The organism is Microbacterium sp. SD291, assembly GCF_017355365.1.
In the GTDB taxonomy this organism is placed as follows: Bacteria; Actinomycetota; Actinomycetes; order Actinomycetales; family Microbacteriaceae; genus Microbacterium.
Genome location: NZ_JADIJR010000006.1, coordinates 63,352 through 82,058 on the forward strand (window position 1 = coordinate 63,352; position 18,707 = coordinate 82,058).

The 18,707-nt window shown below is 69.1% G+C and carries 19 protein-coding genes; 8 read left to right on the forward strand and 11 right to left on the reverse strand.

Going from position 1 to position 18,707, the window contains the following annotated elements:
• Nucleotides 1-130: 130 nt before the first annotated feature.
• From IPV10_RS05205 to IPV10_RS05240, 8 genes are all read right to left on the reverse strand, one after another.
• A complete protein-coding gene (locus tag IPV10_RS05205) occupies nucleotides 131-937 on the reverse strand; it encodes a DUF559 domain-containing protein (protein ID WP_207481280.1) in 807 nt (268 codons plus the stop codon).
• Between the two features lie 268 nt (nucleotides 938-1,205).
• On the reverse strand, nucleotides 1,206-1,985 hold the full coding sequence (gene pstB, locus IPV10_RS05210; protein ID WP_207481141.1) for a phosphate ABC transporter ATP-binding protein PstB: 780 nt from the start codon (nucleotides 1,983-1,985) through the stop codon (nucleotides 1,206-1,208).
• A 35-nt stretch (nucleotides 1,986-2,020) separates the two neighbouring features.
• A complete protein-coding gene (gene pstA, locus IPV10_RS05215; RefSeq protein WP_207481143.1) occupies nucleotides 2,021-3,121 on the reverse strand; it encodes a phosphate ABC transporter permease PstA in 1,101 nt (366 codons plus the stop codon).
• 1 nt (nucleotide 3,122) lies between these two features.
• Entirely contained in the window at nucleotides 3,123-4,091 is a 969-nt protein-coding gene (gene pstC / locus IPV10_RS05220) for a phosphate ABC transporter permease subunit PstC (RefSeq protein ID WP_207481145.1), read from the reverse strand.
• A 152-nt stretch (nucleotides 4,092-4,243) separates the two neighbouring features.
• On the reverse strand, nucleotides 4,244-5,344 hold the full coding sequence (gene pstS, locus IPV10_RS05225) for a phosphate ABC transporter substrate-binding protein PstS (RefSeq protein ID WP_207481147.1): 1,101 nt from the start codon (nucleotides 5,342-5,344) through the stop codon (nucleotides 4,244-4,246).
• 200 nt (nucleotides 5,345-5,544) lie between these two features.
• Entirely contained in the window at nucleotides 5,545-6,546 is a 1,002-nt protein-coding gene (locus tag IPV10_RS05230; RefSeq protein WP_207481149.1) for an NUDIX domain-containing protein, read from the reverse strand.
• A complete protein-coding gene (locus IPV10_RS05235) occupies nucleotides 6,543-8,708 on the reverse strand; it encodes an RNA degradosome polyphosphate kinase (protein WP_207481151.1) in 2,166 nt (721 codons plus the stop codon). Before IPV10_RS05235 ends, IPV10_RS05230 begins: the two co-directional genes overlap by 4 nt.
• Nucleotides 8,709-8,757: 49 nt before the next feature.
• Complete coding sequence (locus IPV10_RS05240) at nucleotides 8,758-9,441, reverse strand: response regulator transcription factor (RefSeq protein WP_207481153.1); 684 nt, start codon at nucleotides 9,439-9,441, stop codon at nucleotides 8,758-8,760.
• 72 nt (nucleotides 9,442-9,513) lie between these two features.
• On the opposite strand from IPV10_RS05240, the gene IPV10_RS05245 reads away from it, so the two are divergent.
• The 3 genes from IPV10_RS05245 (at nucleotide 9,514) to IPV10_RS05255 (ending at nucleotide 11,690) form a co-directional block, all read left to right on the forward strand.
• Complete coding sequence (locus IPV10_RS05245) at nucleotides 9,514-9,804, forward strand: hypothetical protein (protein ID WP_207481155.1); 291 nt, start codon at nucleotides 9,514-9,516, stop codon at nucleotides 9,802-9,804.
• A 148-nt stretch (nucleotides 9,805-9,952) separates the two neighbouring features.
• Entirely contained in the window at nucleotides 9,953-10,552 is a 600-nt protein-coding gene (locus IPV10_RS05250) for an FABP family protein (RefSeq protein WP_207481157.1), read from the forward strand.
• Between the two features lie 16 nt (nucleotides 10,553-10,568).
• Nucleotides 10,569-11,690 carry a folate-binding protein YgfZ gene (locus tag IPV10_RS05255; RefSeq protein ID WP_207481159.1) on the forward strand — a complete coding sequence of 374 codons (1,122 nt, stop codon included), beginning with the start codon at nucleotides 10,569-10,571 and terminating at the stop codon, nucleotides 11,688-11,690.
• Here IPV10_RS05255 and IPV10_RS05260 read toward each other — a convergent pair whose 3' ends face one another.
• Nucleotides 11,691-12,515, reverse strand: coding sequence for a class I SAM-dependent methyltransferase (locus IPV10_RS05260; protein ID WP_207481161.1), 825 nt, complete (start codon nucleotides 12,513-12,515; stop codon nucleotides 11,691-11,693).
• 57 nt (nucleotides 12,516-12,572) lie between these two features.
• On the opposite strand from IPV10_RS05260, the gene IPV10_RS05265 reads away from it, so the two are divergent.
• Nucleotides 12,573-13,322 (forward strand): phosphoglyceromutase, encoded by a 750-nt coding sequence (locus IPV10_RS05265; RefSeq protein ID WP_207481163.1) that lies wholly within the window; start codon nucleotides 12,573-12,575, stop codon nucleotides 13,320-13,322.
• A 61-nt stretch (nucleotides 13,323-13,383) separates the two neighbouring features.
• Here IPV10_RS05265 and phoU read toward each other — a convergent pair whose 3' ends face one another.
• Nucleotides 13,384-14,094, reverse strand: a complete 711-nt coding sequence (phoU, locus tag IPV10_RS05270; RefSeq protein ID WP_207481165.1) for a phosphate signaling complex protein PhoU — start codon at nucleotides 14,092-14,094, stop codon at nucleotides 13,384-13,386.
• Between the two features lie 221 nt (nucleotides 14,095-14,315).
• Here phoU and IPV10_RS05275 point away from each other — a divergent pair, with 221 nt between their 5' ends.
• Nucleotides 14,316-15,536: a cell wall metabolism sensor histidine kinase WalK gene (locus IPV10_RS05275; RefSeq protein WP_207481167.1), complete on the forward strand. Its 1,221-nt coding sequence runs from the start codon at nucleotides 14,316-14,318 to the stop codon at nucleotides 15,534-15,536.
• Nucleotides 15,533-16,216, forward strand: coding sequence for a response regulator transcription factor (locus IPV10_RS05280; protein WP_207481169.1), 684 nt, complete (start codon nucleotides 15,533-15,535; stop codon nucleotides 16,214-16,216). The genes IPV10_RS05275 and IPV10_RS05280 overlap by 4 nt, the downstream gene beginning before the upstream one ends.
• 112 nt (nucleotides 16,217-16,328) lie before the next feature.
• Here the strand turns inward: IPV10_RS05280 and IPV10_RS05285 are convergent, their stop codons facing one another.
• Nucleotides 16,329-16,814 (reverse strand): DNA modification methylase, encoded by a 486-nt coding sequence (locus tag IPV10_RS05285; RefSeq protein WP_207481171.1) that lies wholly within the window; start codon nucleotides 16,812-16,814, stop codon nucleotides 16,329-16,331.
• Nucleotides 16,815-16,949: 135 nt separating this feature from the next.
• Between IPV10_RS05285 and IPV10_RS05290 the strand changes: the two genes are divergently transcribed.
• Both IPV10_RS05290 and ispD read left to right on the forward strand, forming a co-directional pair.
• Nucleotides 16,950-17,432, forward strand: coding sequence for a CarD family transcriptional regulator (locus tag IPV10_RS05290; RefSeq protein WP_045255828.1), 483 nt, complete (start codon nucleotides 16,950-16,952; stop codon nucleotides 17,430-17,432).
• 72 nt (nucleotides 17,433-17,504) lie between these two features.
• The gene (gene ispD / locus IPV10_RS05295) at nucleotides 17,505-18,692 is read left to right on the forward strand and encodes a 2-C-methyl-D-erythritol 4-phosphate cytidylyltransferase (protein ID WP_207481173.1); all 1,188 of its coding nucleotides are present in this window, start codon (nucleotides 17,505-17,507) and stop codon (nucleotides 18,690-18,692) included.
• Nucleotides 18,693-18,707 lie beyond the last annotated feature (15 nt).

Below are 18,707 nucleotides of genomic sequence, written 5' to 3' on the forward strand. Positions count from 1 at the left end.
CGCGGCCGGCTGGGGCCCGCCGGCTTCAGGAGGAAACGGGGACGAGACCGCGAGGATCCGGCGTGTCGTGCTCGGACACGCCGTGCCGATCACGGATGATCCCGGCTTTCCACGGCGGACGTCTTGGAAGTCAGGCCGCCGGCAGCAGGTGGGCGCCGCGGGCGATCGCGCCGAGGATCGCGTTCTCCACGACCTGCCAGTTGTGGACGATCATCGCGTACGTGAACCGCAACGTCATGTATCCCGCAGCGGCGGCCGCCGCGTCACGGTAGAGGTCCTTGGCACGCTCCTTCTCCCGCTCGTGGTTCTCACGGCCGTCGGCCTCGATTATCAGGCGATCGCCGACGAGCAGATCGACCTCGCCGACCCCGACGATGTCCACCTGCGTGCGGACGTGGATGCCGAGCCGATGAAGACGCAGACGGACCAGGGACTCGAGCCCGCTGTCGGCGTCGGGTCGGGCGAATCCGAGCAGCCAGCGCATGGAGATCGGCAGATGCCTCCACAGCCAGGCGACGTCGGCGGGGGAGAGCAGCGACTGGCGCAGCGCTGATTCGAGCGCAGCGAAGAACGTGTCTTCGTCTGCGCACTCCGCGATCTGCAGCAGCACGTTGGCGACCGGTGGCAGGATGCCGACACGGACGCGACCGGCATCCCAGTGCAGACGGCAGTTCTCGCAGGCGGAACGGTGCGTCCCGGAATCACCCATCCAGATGTGGTGCTCCTCCGGGACCTCCACGATCCAGAGCCCGAGCGATGCACCGGCTTCGCAGCAGCCGATCGTCCCACCGTGGGACGCGGCGTGCCTCAACCGCTTCGAGGTCTCCGGAAGGCAGTACACACCCTGGCGGGGGCGCAGCACCTCGCGAGCACGGACCGCGCGAGTGAGCTCGGACGCCGTCACACCCTGTCGCTTCAGCTCAGACGTGCGCGCCATCCGCCCGAGAGAACGAAGGGTGGCGTCTGCGCGGACGAACGACATCCTCCGATCGTGGACGGGAGGGCAGTCGCCCGGTGGGCGCTGGTGCCACGGTGCCCACACGCTGGGGATGATCCGCAGCATCCGCCACCCGTGCAGATCCACTCATCCGACCTGCGCAGCATGGGAAAACCCGGACCATCTGCTCGGCGACCGGCGTGTCACACGTCGACACGCCCAGTCGCGATCAGATGATCCGGGTTTCCGAGACGAGAGAGACCGAGAGTTACCCGAAGCGGCCCGAGACGTAGTCCTCGGTCGCCTGCACGCTCGGCGTCGTGAAGATGGTCGAGGTGTCGTCGTACTCGATGAGGTTGCCGGGCTTGCCGGTGCCGGCGATGTTGAAGAACGCCGTCCGGTCCGAGACGCGCGACGCCTGCTGCATGTTGTGCGTGACGATCACGACCGTGTACTCGTTCTTGATCTCGGCGATCAGCTCCTCGATCGCGAAGGTCGAGATCGGGTCGAGGGCCGAGCAGGGCTCGTCCATCAGGATCACGTCGGGGGAGACGGCGATCGCGCGCGCGATGCAGAGGCGCTGCTGCTGGCCGCCGGAGAGGCCGGAGCCCGGCTTGTCGAGGCGGTCCTTCACCTCGTTCCAGAGGTTCGCGCCGCGGAGCGACTGCTCGACCAGGGCGTCCTGGTCGCTCTTGGCCATCCGCGAGTTGTTGAGCTTGACGCCCGCGAGCACGTTCTCCTTGATGGACATCGTGGGGAACGGGTTCGGACGCTGGAAGACCATGCCGACCTGACGGCGGACCAGCACGGGGTCGACGTTCGGGCCGTACAGGTTGTTGCCGTCGATGAGGACCTCACCCTCGACGCGAGCGCCGGGGATCACCTCGTGCATGCGGTTGAGGGTGCGCAGGAAGGTCGACTTGCCGCATCCGGACGGGCCGATGAAGGCGGTGACGGTGTTGGGCTTGATGTCGATGCTGACGCCCTCGACGGCGAGGAAGTCGCCGTAGTAGACGTTGAGGTCGTTGACTTCGATGCTCTTGGACACGAGAGATCCTTCTTCTTCAGTCGGGTTGATCCGGCTCAGCGGCCGTTAGTCTTCGGGGCGAACACCTTGGCGATGACGCGCGCCAGCAGGTTCAGCACCATCACGATCAGGATGAGCGTGAGGGCGGAGGCCCAGGCGCGATCGAGATATGCCTCGACCGGGATGCCGGGGTACTTCGCCTGCATGTAGGAGAACACGGGGAGGGTGGCCATCTGCCCGCTGAACATGTTCAGGTTCATGCCCTGCACGATGCCGACGGTGAGCAGCAGCGGGGCCGTCTCGCCGATGACACGCGAGATCGCCAGCATGATGCTCGTCGTGATGCCCGCGATGGCGGTCGGGAGGACGACCTTGATGATGGTCAGCCACTTCGGCACCCCGAGGGCGTACGCGGCCTCTCGGAGCTCGTTCGGCACGATCCTCAGCAGTTCCTCTGAGCCGCGGACGACGACCGGGATCATCAGCACCGACAGCGCCAGGGAGCCCATGATTCCCATGCGGGTTCCGGGTCCGACGATCAGCGCGAACACCGAGTAGATGAACAGACCGGCGACGATCGACGGGATGCCGGTCATGACGTCGACGAGGAAGGTGATCCCGCGGGCGATCCTGCGGCCCTCGCCGTATTCGACCAGGTAGATCGAGGTCATCAGGCCGATCGGGACGGAGATCACGGTAGCGCCGAGCGTGATCAGCAGCGTGCCCCAGACGGCGTGCACGGCGCCGCCGCCCTCGCCGACGATGTTGCGCATCGAGAAGCTGAAGAACTCTCCGTCGAAGCGGGCCAGGCCGTTGATGAGGACCGTGTAGAGCAGCGAGACGAGAGGAAGCAGCGCGACGACGAAGGCGCCGGAGACGAGCGCCGTCATCAGGCGGTCGATCGCGTGGCGCCGGCTCTCGATCAACGAGGACATCACGACGATGAGCGCCATGTAGAAGATCAGCCCGACGACGAGCGTGAGCGCGATGTTGAAGTCGGCAGGATCCCCGCCGCTGTTGGCGAAGGCGAAGATCGTCGCGGAGATCGCGAACGACACGAGCAGAAGCGCCCACGGCGCCCACTTGGGCAGGTGGCCGGCGGTGGTGGTGTGCGTGGCCGGCGCGATCGCGACGGGGGGAGTGGCTGTGGCGGTCATGTCAGTTGGCTCCCGAGAACTCGGCGCGGCGCGAGACGATCCAGCGGGCCACGAAGTTGACCGCGAAGGTCACGACGAAGAGGATCAGGCCGGCCGCGATGAGCGTGTTGACGCCCTCGTCGTGGGCCTCGGGGAACCGCAGCGCGATGATCGCGGGGATCGTCGTGGGGTTCTCAGGGTTCAGCAGGTTGAAGGTGACGATCCCGAGCGGCGACAGCACGAGCGTCACGGCCATGGTCTCGCCGAGAGCGCGGCCGAGACCGAGCATCGCACCGGAGACCATGCCGCTCCTGGCGAAGGGGAGGACAGCCATGCGGACCATCTCCCAGCGCGTCGCGCCCAGCGCGAGCGCGGCCTCCTCGTGAAGCTTCGGGGTCTGCAGGAACACCTCACGGCAGATGGCCGTCATGATCGGCAGGATCATGACGGCGAGCACCAGTGCAGCGGTGAGGATGGTCTTGCCCGTGCCTGAAGGGGTGCCGCCGAAGAGCGGGAACCAGCCCATGTTCGTGTTGAGCCACTTGTAGAAGGGCACGAGCATCGGGGCGAAGGTGAGTGCGCCCCACAGGCCGAAGACCACGGAGGGCACGGCCGCGAGAAGGTCGATCACGTAGCCGAGGAGCCCGGCGAGCTTGCGCGGGGCGTAGTGCGAGATGAACAGCGCGATGCCGATCGCGATCGGGGCGGCGATGATCAGCGCGATGAAGCTCGACCACAGGGTTCCGAACACGAACGGCCACACCCAGGACAGGAACGACTCGCCCTCGAGGATGTGGTTGCCGGAGGTGTCAGGAGCGAACGCCGGGATCGCCTGGACGATCAGGAAGAGGGCGACGGCGGCGAGCGTGACGAGGATGATCATGCCCGCCCCGAGCGCGGTGCCGGAGAAGATGCGATCACCCGGCCGGCGCACGGCCGTGCGGGGCCTGGAGGAACGGGCGGTATCGGGGCCCGTTGAGGTGGTGGTCATCTGAGCGGCTCCACGTTGCTGGTTGAGAGGCGGCGTGCTGTGAGGCGTACGGGGGTCTTCATGCGGGTGCCCCCGCGGTTCCGGTCGAGATCCTGTCGACCGGAACCGCGGGGGCGACGGTGTCGGAGCTCAGCGTTCGGCTGAGCGTCCGGTCACTCCGTGACGATCGCGTCGATCGCGGCAGTGATCTGCTCGCGCAGGCTGTCCGAGATCGGCGCGCTGCCTGCGGTCTCAGCCGCGACGTCCTGGCCCTCGGCCGAGGCGATGAACTCGAAGTACGCCTTGACGACGGACGCGATCTCGGCGTCTTCGTACTCGACGCAGCCGATGAGGTAGGAGACGAGCGCGATCGGGTACGAGCCGGCGGGCGCGGCCGCGGGGTCGACGTCGAACGCGAGGTCGTGGGCCGAGCGGCCCTCCTCGAGCGGCGAGGCCTCGACGAGAGCAGCGGCTGCCTCGGCGGAGTAGGCGACGTACTCGCCCTCGACCTCGACTGCGACCTGTCCGAGCTCGGAGGTGCGGGAGGCATCGGCGAAGCCGATGTAGCCGGCGCCGTTGGTGATGGCATCGACGACGCCCGACGTGCCGTCTCCGGCCTCACCGGTCGCCAGCGGCCATTCGTCTCCGGCCTCGTAGGTCCAGACGTCCGGGGCGACGGCGCTGAGGTACTTGGTGAAGGTCTCCTGCGTGCCGGACGCGTCGGCGCGGTGCACCGGGACGATCGCCAGGTCGGGGAGCTCGACGCCCTCGTTGAGTGCGGCGATCGCCGGGTCGTTCCAGTTGGTGATGCCGCCTGCGAAGATGCCGGCGATCGTCTTGCCGTCGAGGTTCAGCGCGTCGATGCCCTCGAGGTTGAACGCGACGGCGACCGGCGAGATGTAGACGGGGATCTCGACGATCTCGTCCGACGCGCAGGAGCCGAAGCCGCCTGCGGCGAGCTCCTCGGCGTTGAACGCACGGTCGGAGCCGATGAAGTTCGAGGAGCCGGCGATGAAGTTCTCGCGGCCGGTGCCGGAGCCCGTCGCCGTGTAGTTCACGGTGGTCTCGGGGTTCGCGGTCTGGAACGCGGCGACCCAGGCCTGCTGGGCTGCTTCCTGCGAGGAGGCGCCGGTCGCGCCGATCGTGCCGGAGAGTGCGGATGCCGAGGGAGCCTCGGTGGAGTCGGTGGGGCCTTCGTTCGCGGCACAGCCGGCGAGAGCGAGAGCGGCCACGGCGCCGACGGCGCCGATACGTGCGATTCGGGAGATCTTCACTGTGGATCCTTCGATCTTGGTTGGGTGGGGCCCGGTGCAGGGCACACAGTGACGCTAGGTGCGGCGGTTAACGAGACTCTCCCGAGCAGGTGAACGGCAGGTGAACGACCGGCGACTCTCTGGGGCACGCACAGCGGATGCCCAGCTACCGCGGTGACCCGGACGATCGCCGCGGCCGTGGCGTGGGAGGCGAGTCGGGCTCAGTCCTTCGGGACGTGGGTCTCGATCGCGATGATCCCGGAGCCGGGGTTGGAGGTCGAGAGGTGGACGACCGAGAAGGCGGCGGGTTCCAGATCGGAGGCGCTGCCGACGTAGGAGCCGTGCACGGTGGCGGTGGCCAGGACGATCTCCGACAGAAGCGCCGGCAGGACAGGGCTGTGGCTGCAGAGCACGGCCGGCTTGCCCGCGCGCACGCGACGCCCGACCACCGAGCGGAGGTCGGCGGTGCCGCTCTCCCAGGCTTCCTGGCCGATCTGGTCGGTGATGACGGGCTTTCGTCCGAGCGCCCACGCGAGCGGCTCGATCGTCTCGATGCAGCGGACGGCGTCGCTGGTGATGATCTTGCGGACGCCGAACGCCCGAAGCGGCCCGACGATGGACTTCGCCTGCCTCCGTCCGCGCTCGGTCAGCGGGCGCGCGGCATCCGCGCCGTCCCACTCCGATCGCGCGAGCGCCTTGCCATGCCGCAGCGCGACGATCGGGAAGGTGCGCAGCACGCCGTCCTCGACCAGGTTCGCGAAGAAGTCGAGGATCTCCTGATCCACCGGGTAGCTCAGCCGCGACCTGGCCTTCTTGACGCTGACCCACTCGATCGCGGCGATCTCGCGGTTGGGTACGAAGGTCGACGCGCGGATCGCGTCGTCGGTCGCCTCGGCCGCCCAGTAGTGCACGACCTTCTGCTTGTTCGACGGCAGGTGATAGCGGCTCACGCCGACGGGCACGCCGAGGCGGACGCTGATGCCGGTCTCCTCATGCACCTCGCGGACGGCTGTCTCTGCGAGCATCTCGCCGGGGTCGACCTTGCCCTTGGGGAGCGTGACGTCGCGGTACTTGGTGCGGTGGATCAGCAGGATCCGCAGCTTGCCCTCGACGATGCGCCAGACGACGGCGCCGGCCGCGTACACGGCCTTGTCCGTCCATTTCGAACGCGCGGCCGCGTCATCTCGCTTCGCCCGCTCGGGAACGGTCTTCGATGCAGTCATCGAACCGCCCGCGCCCGGCGCCGCCGTTGGATCAGCCCCATCGTCATATCCTGCAGGTCGATCAGCGGCTTGCCGTCGGCATCCTCGGCGTGGCGTTCCCACGTCCCCTCCGCGCCCAGGTGCCACGACGTGGTGCCTGGGTCCATCGCGAGGTCGAAGAAGGCGAGCAGCTCGCTCAGATGGGCGGGCTCGGTGACGCGGACCAGCGCCTCGACGCGGCGGTCGAGGTTGCGGTGCATCATGTCGGCGCTGCCGATGTACACCTGGGGGTCGCCGCCGTTGTGGAAGGCGAAGATCCGGGAGTGCTCCAGGTAGCGGCCGAGGATGCTCCGGACGGTGATGTTGTCGCTGATGCCGTCGAGATCCGTGCGGAGGCTGCAGATGCCCCGCACCCAGACGTCGACGGTCACACCTGCGGCGCTCGCACGGTACAGCGCGTCGATGACCTCCTCGTCGACCATCGAGTTCACCTTGATGCGGATGCCTGCAGGCTTGCCCGCCTCGGCGTTCTTGCGCTCGTGGTCGATCTGGCGGATGAGCCCCTTGCGCAGATGCAGGGGAGCCACGAGAAGGCGCTTGAACTTCTTCTCGATCGCGTAGCCGCTGAGCTCGTTGAACAGGCGGGTGAGGTCCTTGCCCACCTGGGCGTCGGCCGTGAACAGGCCGAAGTCCTCGTAGATCCGGCTGGTCTTCGGGTTGTAGTTGCCCGTCCCGATGTGGGAGTAGTGCCGCAGCATCCCCTCCTCCTCGCGGATGACGAGGGCGAGCTTGCAGTGCGTCTTGAGGCCGACCAGGCCGTAGACGACGTGGACGCCCGCCTTCTCGAGCTTGCGCGCCCAGACGATGTTGTTCGCCTCGTCGAAGCGCGCCTTCACCTCGACGAGCGCGAGGACCTGCTTGCCGGACTCGGCGGCGTCGATCAGCGCCTGCACGATCGGGCTGTCACCCGAGGTGCGGTAAAGCGTCTGCTTGATCGCGAGCACGTGCGGGTCGCGCGCCGCCTGCTCGAGGAACGCGACGACGCTGGTCGTGAACGACTCGTACGGGTGGTGCACGAGCACGTCGGACTTGCGGATCGCCTTGAAGATGTCGGCGCGGGTGCTGGAGCCGGTGGGCTGGAAGGCCACGGCAGTGGTCGGCACGTGCGGCGGGTAGCGCAGGTCGGGCCGGTCGATCCGGGACAGGTCGAAGAGACCGCGCAGGTCGAGCGGGCCGGGGAGGCGATAGACCTCCTGGTCGGTGATGTCGAGCTCGCGGACCAGCAGGTCCATCGTGACGTCGTCCATGTCGTCGGTGATCTCGAGCCGGATCGGCGGGCCGAACCGGCGGCGCAGCAGCTCCGCCTCCAGCGCCTGGATCAGGTTCTCGCTCTCGTCCTCCTCGATCTCCACGTCCTCGTTGCGGGTGAGTCGGAACGCGTGGTGGTCGAGCACCTCCATCCCGGGGAAGAGGTCGCCGAGGTGATTCGCGATGAGCTCCTCGAGACGCAGGAACCGCTTGATCTCGCCCGACCCCGGCACCTCGACGAAGCGTGGGAGCATGGGCGGCACCTTGAGCCGCGCGAATTCCTGACGCCCGGTGCGAGCGTTGCGGATGCGGATCGCGAGGTTCAGGGAGAGCCCGGAGATGTACGGGAACGGATGCGCGGGGTCCACGGCCAGCGGCATCAGCACCGGGAACACCTGCAGCTGGAAGTACTCGGACAGCGTCGCCCGCTCGCCGTCCGTGAGCTCCGACCATTCGGTGATCTCGACGCCGGCGTCCGCGAGCGCCGGGCGTACGAGCTGCGTCCACGCGTCGGCGTGACGCAGCTGCAGGTCGTGGGCACCGCGGGAGATGTCCGCCAGGGCATCCACGGGGGAGCGCCCGATGTTGGTCGGCACCGCGAGGCCGGTCATGATGCGGCGCTTGAGCCCGGCGACTCGCACCATGAAGAACTCGTCGAGGTTGCTGGCGAAGATGGCCAGGAAGTTCGCCCGTTCGAGTTCTGGCAGCGACGGGTCCTCCGCGAGTTCCAGCACGCGCTGGTTGAAGGCGAGCCAGCTCAGCTCCCTGTCCAGGTAGCGGTGGTCTGGCAGCTGGGCGTCAGGGGCCTCGACGGAGTCGAAGTCGTCGTCTTCGGCGTCGCCGAGTCCTGCGTCGGCGAGTGCGGGATCGATCATGGGTACATCTAAGCACCGTGAGGTGTCGCGCGTGTGAACGGAGCTCGCGTCACCGCGTCGCGGCGACCGCCTCGTCGTCGTACACGTTGAACCGGTAGCCGACGTTGCGCACCGTGCCGATGATCTGCTCCTGGTCGCCCAGCTTGGCGCGCAGTCTCCGCACGTGAACGTCGACCGTCCTGGTGCCTCCGAAGTAGTCGTAGCCCCACACCTCGCTGAGCAGCTGCTCACGGGTGAACACGCGCGACGGGTGGGTCGCGAGGAAGTGCAGCAGCTGGAACTCCTTGTAGGTGAGATCCAGCGGCTTGCCGTGCAGCTTCGCCGAGTACGACTGCTCGTCGATCGTGATGCCGGAGGCCTGCACCCTGGAGGGCTCGGCGATCTCGTCGCGGCGCGCGATGGCCAGTCGCACCCTGGCGTCCGCCTCCGCGGGGCCGGCGGTCGCGAGCAGCACGTCGTCGATGCCCCAGTCGCCGGACAGTGCGCTCATGCCGCCTTCCGTGACGACCAGCAGCAGCGGAGCGTCCTGTCCGGTGGCGCGCAGCAGACGGCACAGCGACTTCGCCCCGACCAGGTCATGGCGGCCGTCGACGAGCACGATGTCGTACTCGGGGGCGTTCACGAGCTGGGCCGGCTCTGCGGGAATCTGGCGGACGCGGTGGCTGAGAAGCTCCAGGGCGGGCAGAACGTGCTCCGAGACCGGAGCGTTCGTCAGGACCAGCAGCTGGGCCACGCGCATTCCTTCCCGGCGAGGATCGACGCCGTGCCGCAATGATACCGGCACGGGATACGCAACAATGGAGTCATGTCGGAACCAGCACTCGCACCCCGCAACGCCGCGATCGGCGTCATGGTCGTGTGGGCGGCGGCGTTCATCGCTTCCGTCGCCGTGGGCGTCTTCGTGCCCGAGGAGTGGCGCGTCTCCTGGCTTCTCGTGGCATTCGGCGGGATCGTGCTGCTCTCGTTCGCCGTGCAGCTCTGGTACGGCCGCACCCAGGGCTTCATCTTCCGGGTGGCGGGAAGCGTGACGGGTGCGCTGCTGCTGATGGGCATCATCTCGGTCGGATTCGGCCTCGCGGCGCTCGCTCCCGCCTGAGCCTCCCCGCGACGGGGTAATGTGGGGGACATGGATCTCGTCGCGCTCGAATTCTTCTTCATCGGCCTCCTCGGCCTCGCGAGCCTTGCGATCGCGTTCGTCTCGGTCGTGGTGCTGCGCAACCTCTTCCGCGGCCAGCGCTGAGCACATGCTCGAACTCCCGACCGATCTTCCCGCAGACCTGGCACCGCTCGCCTGGCTGATCGGCGTCTGGGAGGGAACCGGGGTCATCGACTACCCGGTCGGCGACGGCCACTTCCAGGGCGAGTTCACGCACCGCGTCAGCTTCAGCCATGACGGCGGCCCCTTCCTCAACTACGCGGCGACGGCGACCTTCATCGGCGACGACTCGGCGTCGGTCCCGCTCGTGGCCGAGACCGGTTTCTGGCGGCTCATCCGCCCGCTCACCCCGGCGGACTCGGGGCCGGCGCTTCTGCCGCCGATCGCGGATCCGGTGCCGCGGACCGTCGACGAGGTCGAGGAGCTCCGGACGGAGTCCGGCGGCTTCCCGCTCGGCGTCTCGGTCGCGCACTCGGACGGCATGCTGGAGCTCTACCTCGGCGAGGTCAACGGCCCGCGCATCGACATCGCCTCCGATGCGATCGTCCGCGGCGCGGGATCCAAGGAGTACAACGCGGCGTCGCGCATGTACGGACTCGTCGACGGGCATCTGCTGTGGGCATGGGACATCGCCGCGTTCGGCACACCGCTGCGCTCGCACGCATCGGCGCGGCTTGCCCGCGTCTGAGAGACGGGAAGCTGAGATGACAGGTTTCGAGAGCATCGACGGAGCGGTCGCCGGCAGCGCCGGGATCGATCATTTCGGTGACGCCTTCCGCGAGCAGCGTCGGCTCGCGACAGGAGACGCCATCGCGCCGCTGGGCGACAGGACCGTGATCGAGGTCGGAGGCCCGGAGCGTCTCGGCTGGCTGGACTCGATCACCTCGCAGGCCGTGGGCCGGCTCGCGCCGGGGGAGAGCACGGAGCTGCTGGTCCTCGACCCGCAGGGGCACGTGGAGCACGCGGCCGGCGTGATCGAGGACGGCGAGTCGACGTGGCTGATCGCGGATGCGGCCGACGCCGAGCCGCTCGCGGCGTGGCTGACGCGCATGAGGTTCCGCACGCAGGCCACGGTGACCGTGCGCCCTGAGCTCGTGCTGATCGGGTTCGTGGACGGCGGCTCCGCGGCGCAGACCGCCCGCGCCGCGGCAGCCGCTCCTCACGGCGTCCCGCTCGTCTGGGCCGATCCATGGCAGCGCGTGAGCGCCGGAGGCCACCAGTACGCCGAGGTCGATGAGCACCCGGGCGCCACCCTCGCGTGGCGCGTCGCGATCGTGACGCCGGATGCCGCAGACGCGCTCGCCGAGGACCTCGCAGCGGATGCCCTGGCAGGGCTGCTGGCTGCGGAGGCGCTCCGCGTGGCCGCGTGGCGACCTCGCTGGGCAGCCGAGGTCGACGAGCGATCGCTGCCGCACGAGTCCGACTGGATCCGCACCGCGGTGCACCTGAGCAAGGGCTGCTATCGCGGGCAGGAGACGGTCGCCAAGGTGCACAACCTCGGGCATCCGCCTCGCCGCCTCGCCGCCCTCCACCTCGACGGCAGCGATGCCGTGCTGCCGTCGCCCGGAGCGCCCGTGTTCGCGGGCGACGACGAGGTGGGGCACATCACCTCCGTGGCACGTCATCACGAAGACGGCCCGATCGCCCTGGCGATCCTCTCCCGCAGAGCGGCGGCCGGCGACCTCGTCGTCCGTGCGGACGGCACCGACATCGCGGCCTCCCAGCAGGTGATCGTGCCGGCCGACGCCGGGGCCACCGCCGACATCCCGCGCCTCACCCGGCTCTCGCGCCGGCCGACGGCGCAGGATCCGCGCGACGTCGGCTGATCAGGGGAGCGGGGCGACGGCTGCCCAGGGGAGCGTGAGCTCGCCCAGCCGCCAGCGCGTGCGACCGCCGAGTACCGGCCAGCCCTGATCACGCAGCGCCGCGACCGCGGCGAGGAAGCGCTGCGTGGCGCCGAACGTCGACAGCGGAGCAGCCCTGTCCCATTCCCGGTCGAGCCCGGCGAGGAGCTCGTGCACGCGCTCGCCCGGCACGTTGCGGTGGATCAGCGCCTTCGGCAGCCGCTCGGCGACGATGCTCGGACGCTCGAGTTCCGCCAGGCGGAGCGAGACCGTGAACCGCGCGGGCGTGCCGTTCTGCCGCACGTCCACCCAGCTGGCGACGCGCCCGATCTCGTCGCAGGTTCCCTCCACCAGCAGCCCGCCATCGGCGAGACGCGACGCCATCGCGTGCCAGGCGGCGGGCACGTCCGTCTCGTCGTACTGCCTGAGGACGTTCATCGCCCGGATCACGGCCGCCCGCCGGCCTCCCGGCACGGGTGTCTCGAAGCCGCCGCGGGCGAAGGAGACCCGCAGGTCCGGCGCGAACGGCGTCCGCCCGGTCCTGACCTCGGCGAGCTGCTCGTCGGCGGCGGCCACCCTGGCGGGGTCGATCTCGAGGCCGAGGATCTCGGCATCGGGGCGCACGCGCCGCAGCCGGGTCGCCAGCTCGAACGCGGTGACGCCGCTGGCGCCGTAGCCGAGGTCGACCACGAGCGGGTCGGCGGCGCGGCGGAATGCGTCCGACGCGGCGATCCAGCGGTCGTTGCGTCGCAGCCGGTTCGTCCCGGTGGTGCCGCGGGTCGGCCTGCCGAGGGGAGATGACGCCATGCGTCAATCCTCCCAGGGTCGGCGGTGCGTATCGGTCGCCGTCGATAAACTGGCCTCATGACTGCGACGCGCACCCTGATCCTGCTCCGCCACGGCCGGAGCGAGTGGAACGAACTGAACCTGTTCACCGGATGGGTGGACGTCCGCCTGAACGCGCAGGGCGAGCGTGAGGCCCGCCGCGGTGGCGAGCTTCTCGCCGAGGCCGGCATCCTGCCCGACGTCCTGCACACCTCGCTGCTGAGCCGCGCCATCCAGACCGCGAACATCGCGCTGGACGCCGCCGACCGCCTGTGGATCCCGGTGACCCGCTCCTGGCGCCTGAACGAGCGCCACTACGGCGAGCTGCAGGGCAAGGACAAGGCCGAGACGCTCGAGCAGTTCGGCCCCGAGCAGTTCCAGCTGTGGCGTCGCTCCTTCGACGTGCCGCCGCCTCCCCTCGACGACGCCAGCGAGTTCAGCCAGGTCGGCGACCCCCGCTACATCGGCATCGACGGCGAGGTGCCCCGCACGGAGTCGCTGAAGCTCGTGATCGACCGCCTCCTGCCGTACTGGGAGAGCGCGATCGTCCCCGACCTCGAGGCCGGCAAGACGGTGCTCGTCACTGCGCACGGCAACTCGCTGCGAGGCCTCGTGAAGCACCTCGACGGCATCAGCGACGAGGACATCGCCGAGCTGAACATCCCCACCGGCATCCCGCTCGTCTACGAGCTCGACGAGAACAACGTCCCCACGGGTCCCGGTCGCTACCTCGACCCCGAGGCTGCGGCCGCAGGAGCCGCGGCGGTGGCTGCGCAGGGCAAGAAGTAGGCGGATACGACGGAGGCCGGATGCTGTTCAGCATCCGGCCTCCGTCGTGTCAGACGATGTCTCAGGCGTGCCCGTGCTCCTGCTGGCTGAGCTCCTGCTGCTCGACGGCGAGGGCGATGTCCTCCTCCTCGACGTGCCAGTCGCCGGTCGCGAGGTAGACGACCTTCTTCGCGACGGCGACGGCGTGATCGGCGAAGCGCTCGTGGTACCGGCTGGCGAGCGTCGCGTCGACGGTCGCGGTGGCCTCGCCCTTCCAGTTGTCGCTGAGAACCTTCTCGAAGACGCTCGCGTGCAGCTCGTCGATGTCGTCGTCGGTGTTGCGGATCGCGTCGGCGAAGCGCAGGTCCTGCGTCTTGAGCAGCTGGGAGAGCGTGCGCGAGATCTCGACGTCCAGCTCGCCCATCTTGGTGAACGTGCCCTTGAGTCCCTTCGGGACGGCGCGCTCGGGGAAGCGCAGGCGGGCGAGCTGAGCGATGTGCTCCGACATGTCGCCCATCCGCTCGAGCGACGCGCTGACGCGCAGCGCGGTGACGACGATCCGCAGGTCGCGCGCGACCGGCTGCTGACGGGCGAGGATCTCGATGGCCTGCTCGTCGAGGGCGACGGCGAGCCCGTCGATCTTCGCGTCGTCTGCGATGACCTCCTCGGCGAGTGCGACGTCGCTCGTGGCGAAGGCACGGGTCGCCTTGTCGATCGAGACGGTCACGAGATCCGCGATCTCGACGAGACGGGACTGAAGGTCCTCGAGGGACTGGTGGAAGACTTCGCGCATGATGGGGCGCAACCTTTCATTCGGGTCTCGGCTGTGTTGTCAGCGCGAGACGGCGGGCCGTCCGCGGAAGAGGCGAGCGCCGCGCTCCCGCACAGGCCCGAAGCGATTGTGTGCCCCGAAGGTTAACGAACGGTGCCCGTCACGTGAATAGTACTTCTCGCCTTGCCGCCGTCGCGCGAGAACCCGCCGAAGCTCAGGTGAACGCACTCTACGCTGGTGTCATGACCCTGCCGCAGATCGCGCTGTTCGCGCTGGCCGTCGGGATGCTGATAGGCGTCGGCATGTCGCTGCTCGTGGCCTGGGCGTACCGTGCGAGGGCGCGCGTCGTCGAGGAGACGTCGAACGTCGTCCCCGACGGCGTGGCCGATGTCCTCGCCAGCATGGACGACACCGCGTGCGTGGTGGATGCGTCCGGTCTCGTGCTCGCGGCGTCGAAGTCGGCCGCGCGGTTCGGGATCTCCGTCGGCTCCCCGCTCGAGAACCCGGAGCTGCGTCAGCTGATCCGCAGCGTGCGCGCCTCGGGGGCCTCGGCGACCGAGTCGCTGCGCATCACCCGCGGGGGTCTGAGTCTCGACCCTCGGCTGGTGTCCGCCCGTGCGAGCGCGATCAGCCCGCGGATGTCGCTGCTGATCGTCCGGGACGTCACCGAGCAGGAGCGCCTCGACCAGATGCGTCGCGACTTCGTCGCCAACACGAGCCACGAGCTGAAGACGCCGGTGGGGGCCGTCACGCTGCTCGCCGAGGCGATCGAATCGGCGGCGGATGACCCGGCCCAGGTCAGGATCTTCGCGGCGCGCATCTCGGCCGAGGCATCGAGACTCGGCCAGCTCACCGGCCGCATCATGAGCCTCTCGCGGCTCCAGGCCGAGGACGCGCTCTCCGATGTGCGGCCGGTGGCGATCGACGAGGTCATCGCGGCATCGATCGAGGGGCATGTCGTGCAGGCCGATTCCGCCGGCGTCGAACTCGCGCGCGGCGGCGACCGTGGCGTCTGGGTGCACGGCGACCCGCAGATCCTCATCGAGGCGTTCGGAAACCTCATCGCCAATGCGATCGTGTACTCGCCGAAGGGCTCGCGGGTCGGTGTCGGCGTGCGTGCGGACGGCGACGTCGTCGAGATCGCGGTCTCGGATCAGGGCATCGGCATCGCCGAGAGCGATCGCGAGCGGATCTTCGAGCGGTTCTACCGCGCCGATGAAGCCCGTTCGAGGCGAACAGGCGGAACAGGCCTCGGCCTGTCGATCGTCAAACACGCCACACAGCGCCACGGCGGCGAGGTCCGGCTGTGGTCCCGCCCAGGGAGGGGATCCACCTTCACCATCAGGCTTCCGCGGATCGACCCTCCCGTGAGGGACGACGACAAGAAGAGCAAGAAGAAACGCGAGCGCAAGGCGGCCAGGGCCGCGGCATCCGCTCGCGCGCGAAATGGAGACAGAGCATGACCCGCATCCTCCTCGTCGAAGACGAGCCCGACCTCGCTGACCCGCTGGCGTATCTGCTGCGCCGTGAAGGGTACGAGGTGGAGATCGCCGAAGACGGCCCCGGCGCGCTCACCGCCTTCCGCGACCGCGGAGCCGACATCGTCCTGCTCGACCTGATGCTGCCGGGCATGCCCGGCACCGAGGTCTGCCGGCAGATCCGGTCGACGTCGGCCGTGCCGATCATCATGCTCACGGCGAAGGACTCCGAGGTGGACATCGTCGTGGGGCTCGAGCTCGGGGCCGACGACTACATCACGAAGCCGTACTCCTCGCGCGAGCTGCTGGCCCGCATGCGGGCGGTGCTTCGGCGCGTCGTGCAGGCCGACAGCGAGCTCGACGAGCGGGTCCTCGACGGCGGGCGGGTGTCGCTCGACATCGACAGGCACACGGTGTCCGTCGCCGGGGAGCAGATCAACATGCCGCTGAAGGAGTTCGAGCTCCTCGAGGTGCTGATGCGCAACTCCGGCCGCGTCCTGACCCGCGGTCAGCTCATCGACCGGGTCTGGGGCAGCGACTACTTCGGCGACACCAAGACGCTCGACGTGCACATCAAACGCATTCGCTCGCGGATCGAGGAGAACCCGGGCGAACCGGTCATGCTCGTCACGGTCCGCGGTCTCGGTTACCGCTTCGAAGGCTGATCGTCCGACGGCTCGGGAACCGGGCGGACGAGAGGAGGCCGGTCACCCCGCGGGGCGACCGGCCTCCTCTGTCGTATGGACCGGCGTCAGTGCGCCGTCGCGCAATGAGCGGCTACTGAGCTTCCTGATCGCCGTCCGGCACGAGGTCGGCGTAGTAGGGGAGCGAGCCGTCGAGGACGGGGACCTCGGTCTTCGTGCCGGTGCCGTCGCCCGACTGGAAGTGGATCTCGACAGTGGCACCGGGCAGGGTGTCGAGGTCGACGAGGCGCAGCGGCTCCTCATCCGCGCCGAGGCTCACGACGCCGCCGGCGGGGACGGTCACCGCGAACGGCTCGTTGCCGGCCAGGGTGATGGTGAGGGTCTCGCGCTCGTCCGTCGGGTTCACGACCGCGACGACGAGGTTGCCGACCGAGCCGTCATCGGTGGCGACGACCAGGGCATTGCGGATGTCGAGCGGCCCGCTCTCAGAGGAGACGTTCACCCCGTCGGAGGCGGAGTATTCGATCGTCGTCGCCTGCGGAGAGATGAACGTGCAGCCGGTGGCGCCGAGGACGACGACGGCGCTGATGGCGGCAGACGCAACAAGGCGCGATTTCACGGGTCCTCCTGAGGTCCGGCGGGATATCCGCATCCATTCTATGGGTAAGCGGGCGCCGACTTCGGGACGCCGGGGCGCGAACCTTAGCGCATATCCCCTGTGGTATCCTTGAGGTTGCCGAAAGGACACGTTTTTATGCTTTTTGAGGTTGGCGAAACAGTCGTCTATCCGCACCATGGCGCTGCGACCATCATCGAGGTCAAGGAGCGCATAATCAAGGGTGAGGCGAAGAAGTATCTGAAGCTCAACGTCACCCAGGGTGATCTGATCATCGAGGTTCCTGCAGAGAACGTCGACCTGGTCGGCGTCCGCGACGTGATCGGCAAGGAGGGCCTCGACCATGTGTTCGAGGTGCTGCGCGCCCCGTTCACCGAGGAGCCCACGAACTGGTCGCGCCGGTACAAGGCGAACCTCGAGAAGCTCGCCTCCGGTGACGTCATCAAGGTGAGCGAGGTCGTCCGCGACCTGTGGCGTCGGGACCAGGACCGCGGCCTGTCCGCGGGTGAGAAGCGGATGCTGGCGAAGGCTCGCCAGATCCTCATCTCCGAGCTCGCGCTCGCCGAGAAGATCGACGAGGACAAGGCGGGCGCGCTGCTCGACGAGGTCCTCGCCTCCTGAGTGCCCCTGAGTGCTTCGAGAAGGGCGGATGCTTCGGCATCCGCCCTTTTCTCATGCCGGTAACGTGAGAGCGTGAGCATCCTCCCCGTTCCGGACACGGCGATCATCGTCGTCGCCGCAGGCTCAGGCACCAGACTGGATGCCGGAGCACCCAAGGCATTCGTCGGCATCGACGCCCGGCCGATCCTGCGCCATGCTCTCGACGGCGTCTTCGCCGCCCGGCCGGCTCAGGTGATCGTCGTCGCGCCCGCCGGTCACGAGGGGGATGCCGAGACCGAGCTGCGAGCCGCAGCCGGTGAGCGCGCCGACCTCGGTCGCGTGGTCACCGGAGGCCTGACCAGGCAGCAATCGGTCGCGGCCGGGCTTGCCGCGCTGTGGGGGGATGTCACGACCGTCCTCGTGCACGATGCCGCCCGTGCGCTCACACCGCCCGCGCTCATCGACGCCGTCGCCGATGCGGTCACCGGCGACGCCGGGGTGATCCCCGCGCTGCCGGTGGTGGACACGCTGAAGCGCATCGACGGCGGCGCCGTCACCGGAGCTGTCGACCGGTCGGAGCTCGCAGCCGCGCAGACCCCGCAGGGCTTTCCGAGAGCGCTCCTCGAATCCGCCTACGCCGAGGCCCTCGCGTCCGGCTCCGAGTACACCGACGACGCCGCGCTGTTCGCCGCGGCCGGGCACCCCGTCCGCCGCATCGACGGATCGGAGCGCGGGTTCAAGATCACCACGCCGGCCGATCTGGAGCGCGCGCGTCAACTCCTCGCGCCCGCTCGCGTCGGCGTGCCCATCCCTCGGGTCGGCATCGGCACCGACGTGCACGCGTTCGGCGGCGAGGGGACGCTCTGGCTCGCCGGGCTCGAATGGCCGGGGGAGCATCCGCTCTCCGGCCACTCCGACGGCGACGCCGTGGCGCATGCGATCGTGGACGCCCTGCTCGGCGCCGCCGGGCTCGGCGACATCGGCGAGCACTTCGGCACTGCGCATCCGGAATACGCCGGGGCGCATGCCGAGGTCTTCCTGGCGCGGACCCGCGAGCTGCTGGCGGAGGCCGGCTTCACGATAGGCAACGTGTCGGCGCAGTTCCAGGCGAACCGTCCGCGGTTCAGCGCCCGTCGTGCCGAGGCCGAGCGCGTGCTGTCCGCGGCGCTCGGAGGCGCCCCGGTGTCGGTGACCGCCACGACGACCGATGGACTCGGCTTCCCCGGTCGCGGCGAGGGCGTCTCCGTGACTGCGGTGGCGATCGTCATACCGGCGACGTGACGGCTGACGCTCAGC

What these genes read in the sequence shown, in the direction of transcription:
- IPV10_RS05205 (WP_207481280.1), bottom strand. Translation starts at nt 937, where the DNA reads ATGGCGCGCACGTCTGAGCTGAAGCGACAGGGTGTGACGGCGTCCGAG.
- pstA (WP_207481143.1), bottom strand. Translation starts at nt 3,121, where the DNA reads ATGACCGCCACAGCCACTCCCCCCGTCGCGATCGCGCCGGCCACGCAC.
- pstC (WP_207481145.1), bottom strand. Translation starts at nt 4,091, where the DNA reads ATGACCACCACCTCAACGGGCCCCGATACCGCCCGTTCCTCCAGGCCC.
- IPV10_RS05230 (WP_207481149.1), bottom strand. Translation starts at nt 6,546, where the DNA reads ATGACTGCATCGAAGACCGTTCCCGAGCGGGCGAAGCGAGATGACGCG.
- IPV10_RS05235 (WP_207481151.1), bottom strand. Translation starts at nt 8,708, where the DNA reads ATGATCGATCCCGCACTCGCCGACGCAGGACTCGGCGACGCCGAAGAC.
- IPV10_RS05245 (WP_207481155.1), top strand. Translation starts at nt 9,514, where the DNA reads ATGTCGGAACCAGCACTCGCACCCCGCAACGCCGCGATCGGCGTCATG.
- IPV10_RS05250 (WP_207481157.1), top strand. Translation starts at nt 9,953, where the DNA reads ATGCTCGAACTCCCGACCGATCTTCCCGCAGACCTGGCACCGCTCGCC.
- IPV10_RS05255 (WP_207481159.1), top strand. Translation starts at nt 10,569, where the DNA reads ATGACAGGTTTCGAGAGCATCGACGGAGCGGTCGCCGGCAGCGCCGGG.
- IPV10_RS05260 (WP_207481161.1), bottom strand. Translation starts at nt 12,515, where the DNA reads ATGGCGTCATCTCCCCTCGGCAGGCCGACCCGCGGCACCACCGGGACG.
- IPV10_RS05265 (WP_207481163.1), top strand. Translation starts at nt 12,573, where the DNA reads ATGACTGCGACGCGCACCCTGATCCTGCTCCGCCACGGCCGGAGCGAG.
- phoU (WP_207481165.1), bottom strand. Translation starts at nt 14,094, where the DNA reads ATGCGCGAAGTCTTCCACCAGTCCCTCGAGGACCTTCAGTCCCGTCTC.
- IPV10_RS05275 (WP_207481167.1), top strand. Translation starts at nt 14,316, where the DNA reads ATGACCCTGCCGCAGATCGCGCTGTTCGCGCTGGCCGTCGGGATGCTG.
- IPV10_RS05280 (WP_207481169.1), top strand. Translation starts at nt 15,533, where the DNA reads ATGACCCGCATCCTCCTCGTCGAAGACGAGCCCGACCTCGCTGACCCG.
- IPV10_RS05290 (WP_045255828.1), top strand. Translation starts at nt 16,950, where the DNA reads ATGCTTTTTGAGGTTGGCGAAACAGTCGTCTATCCGCACCATGGCGCT.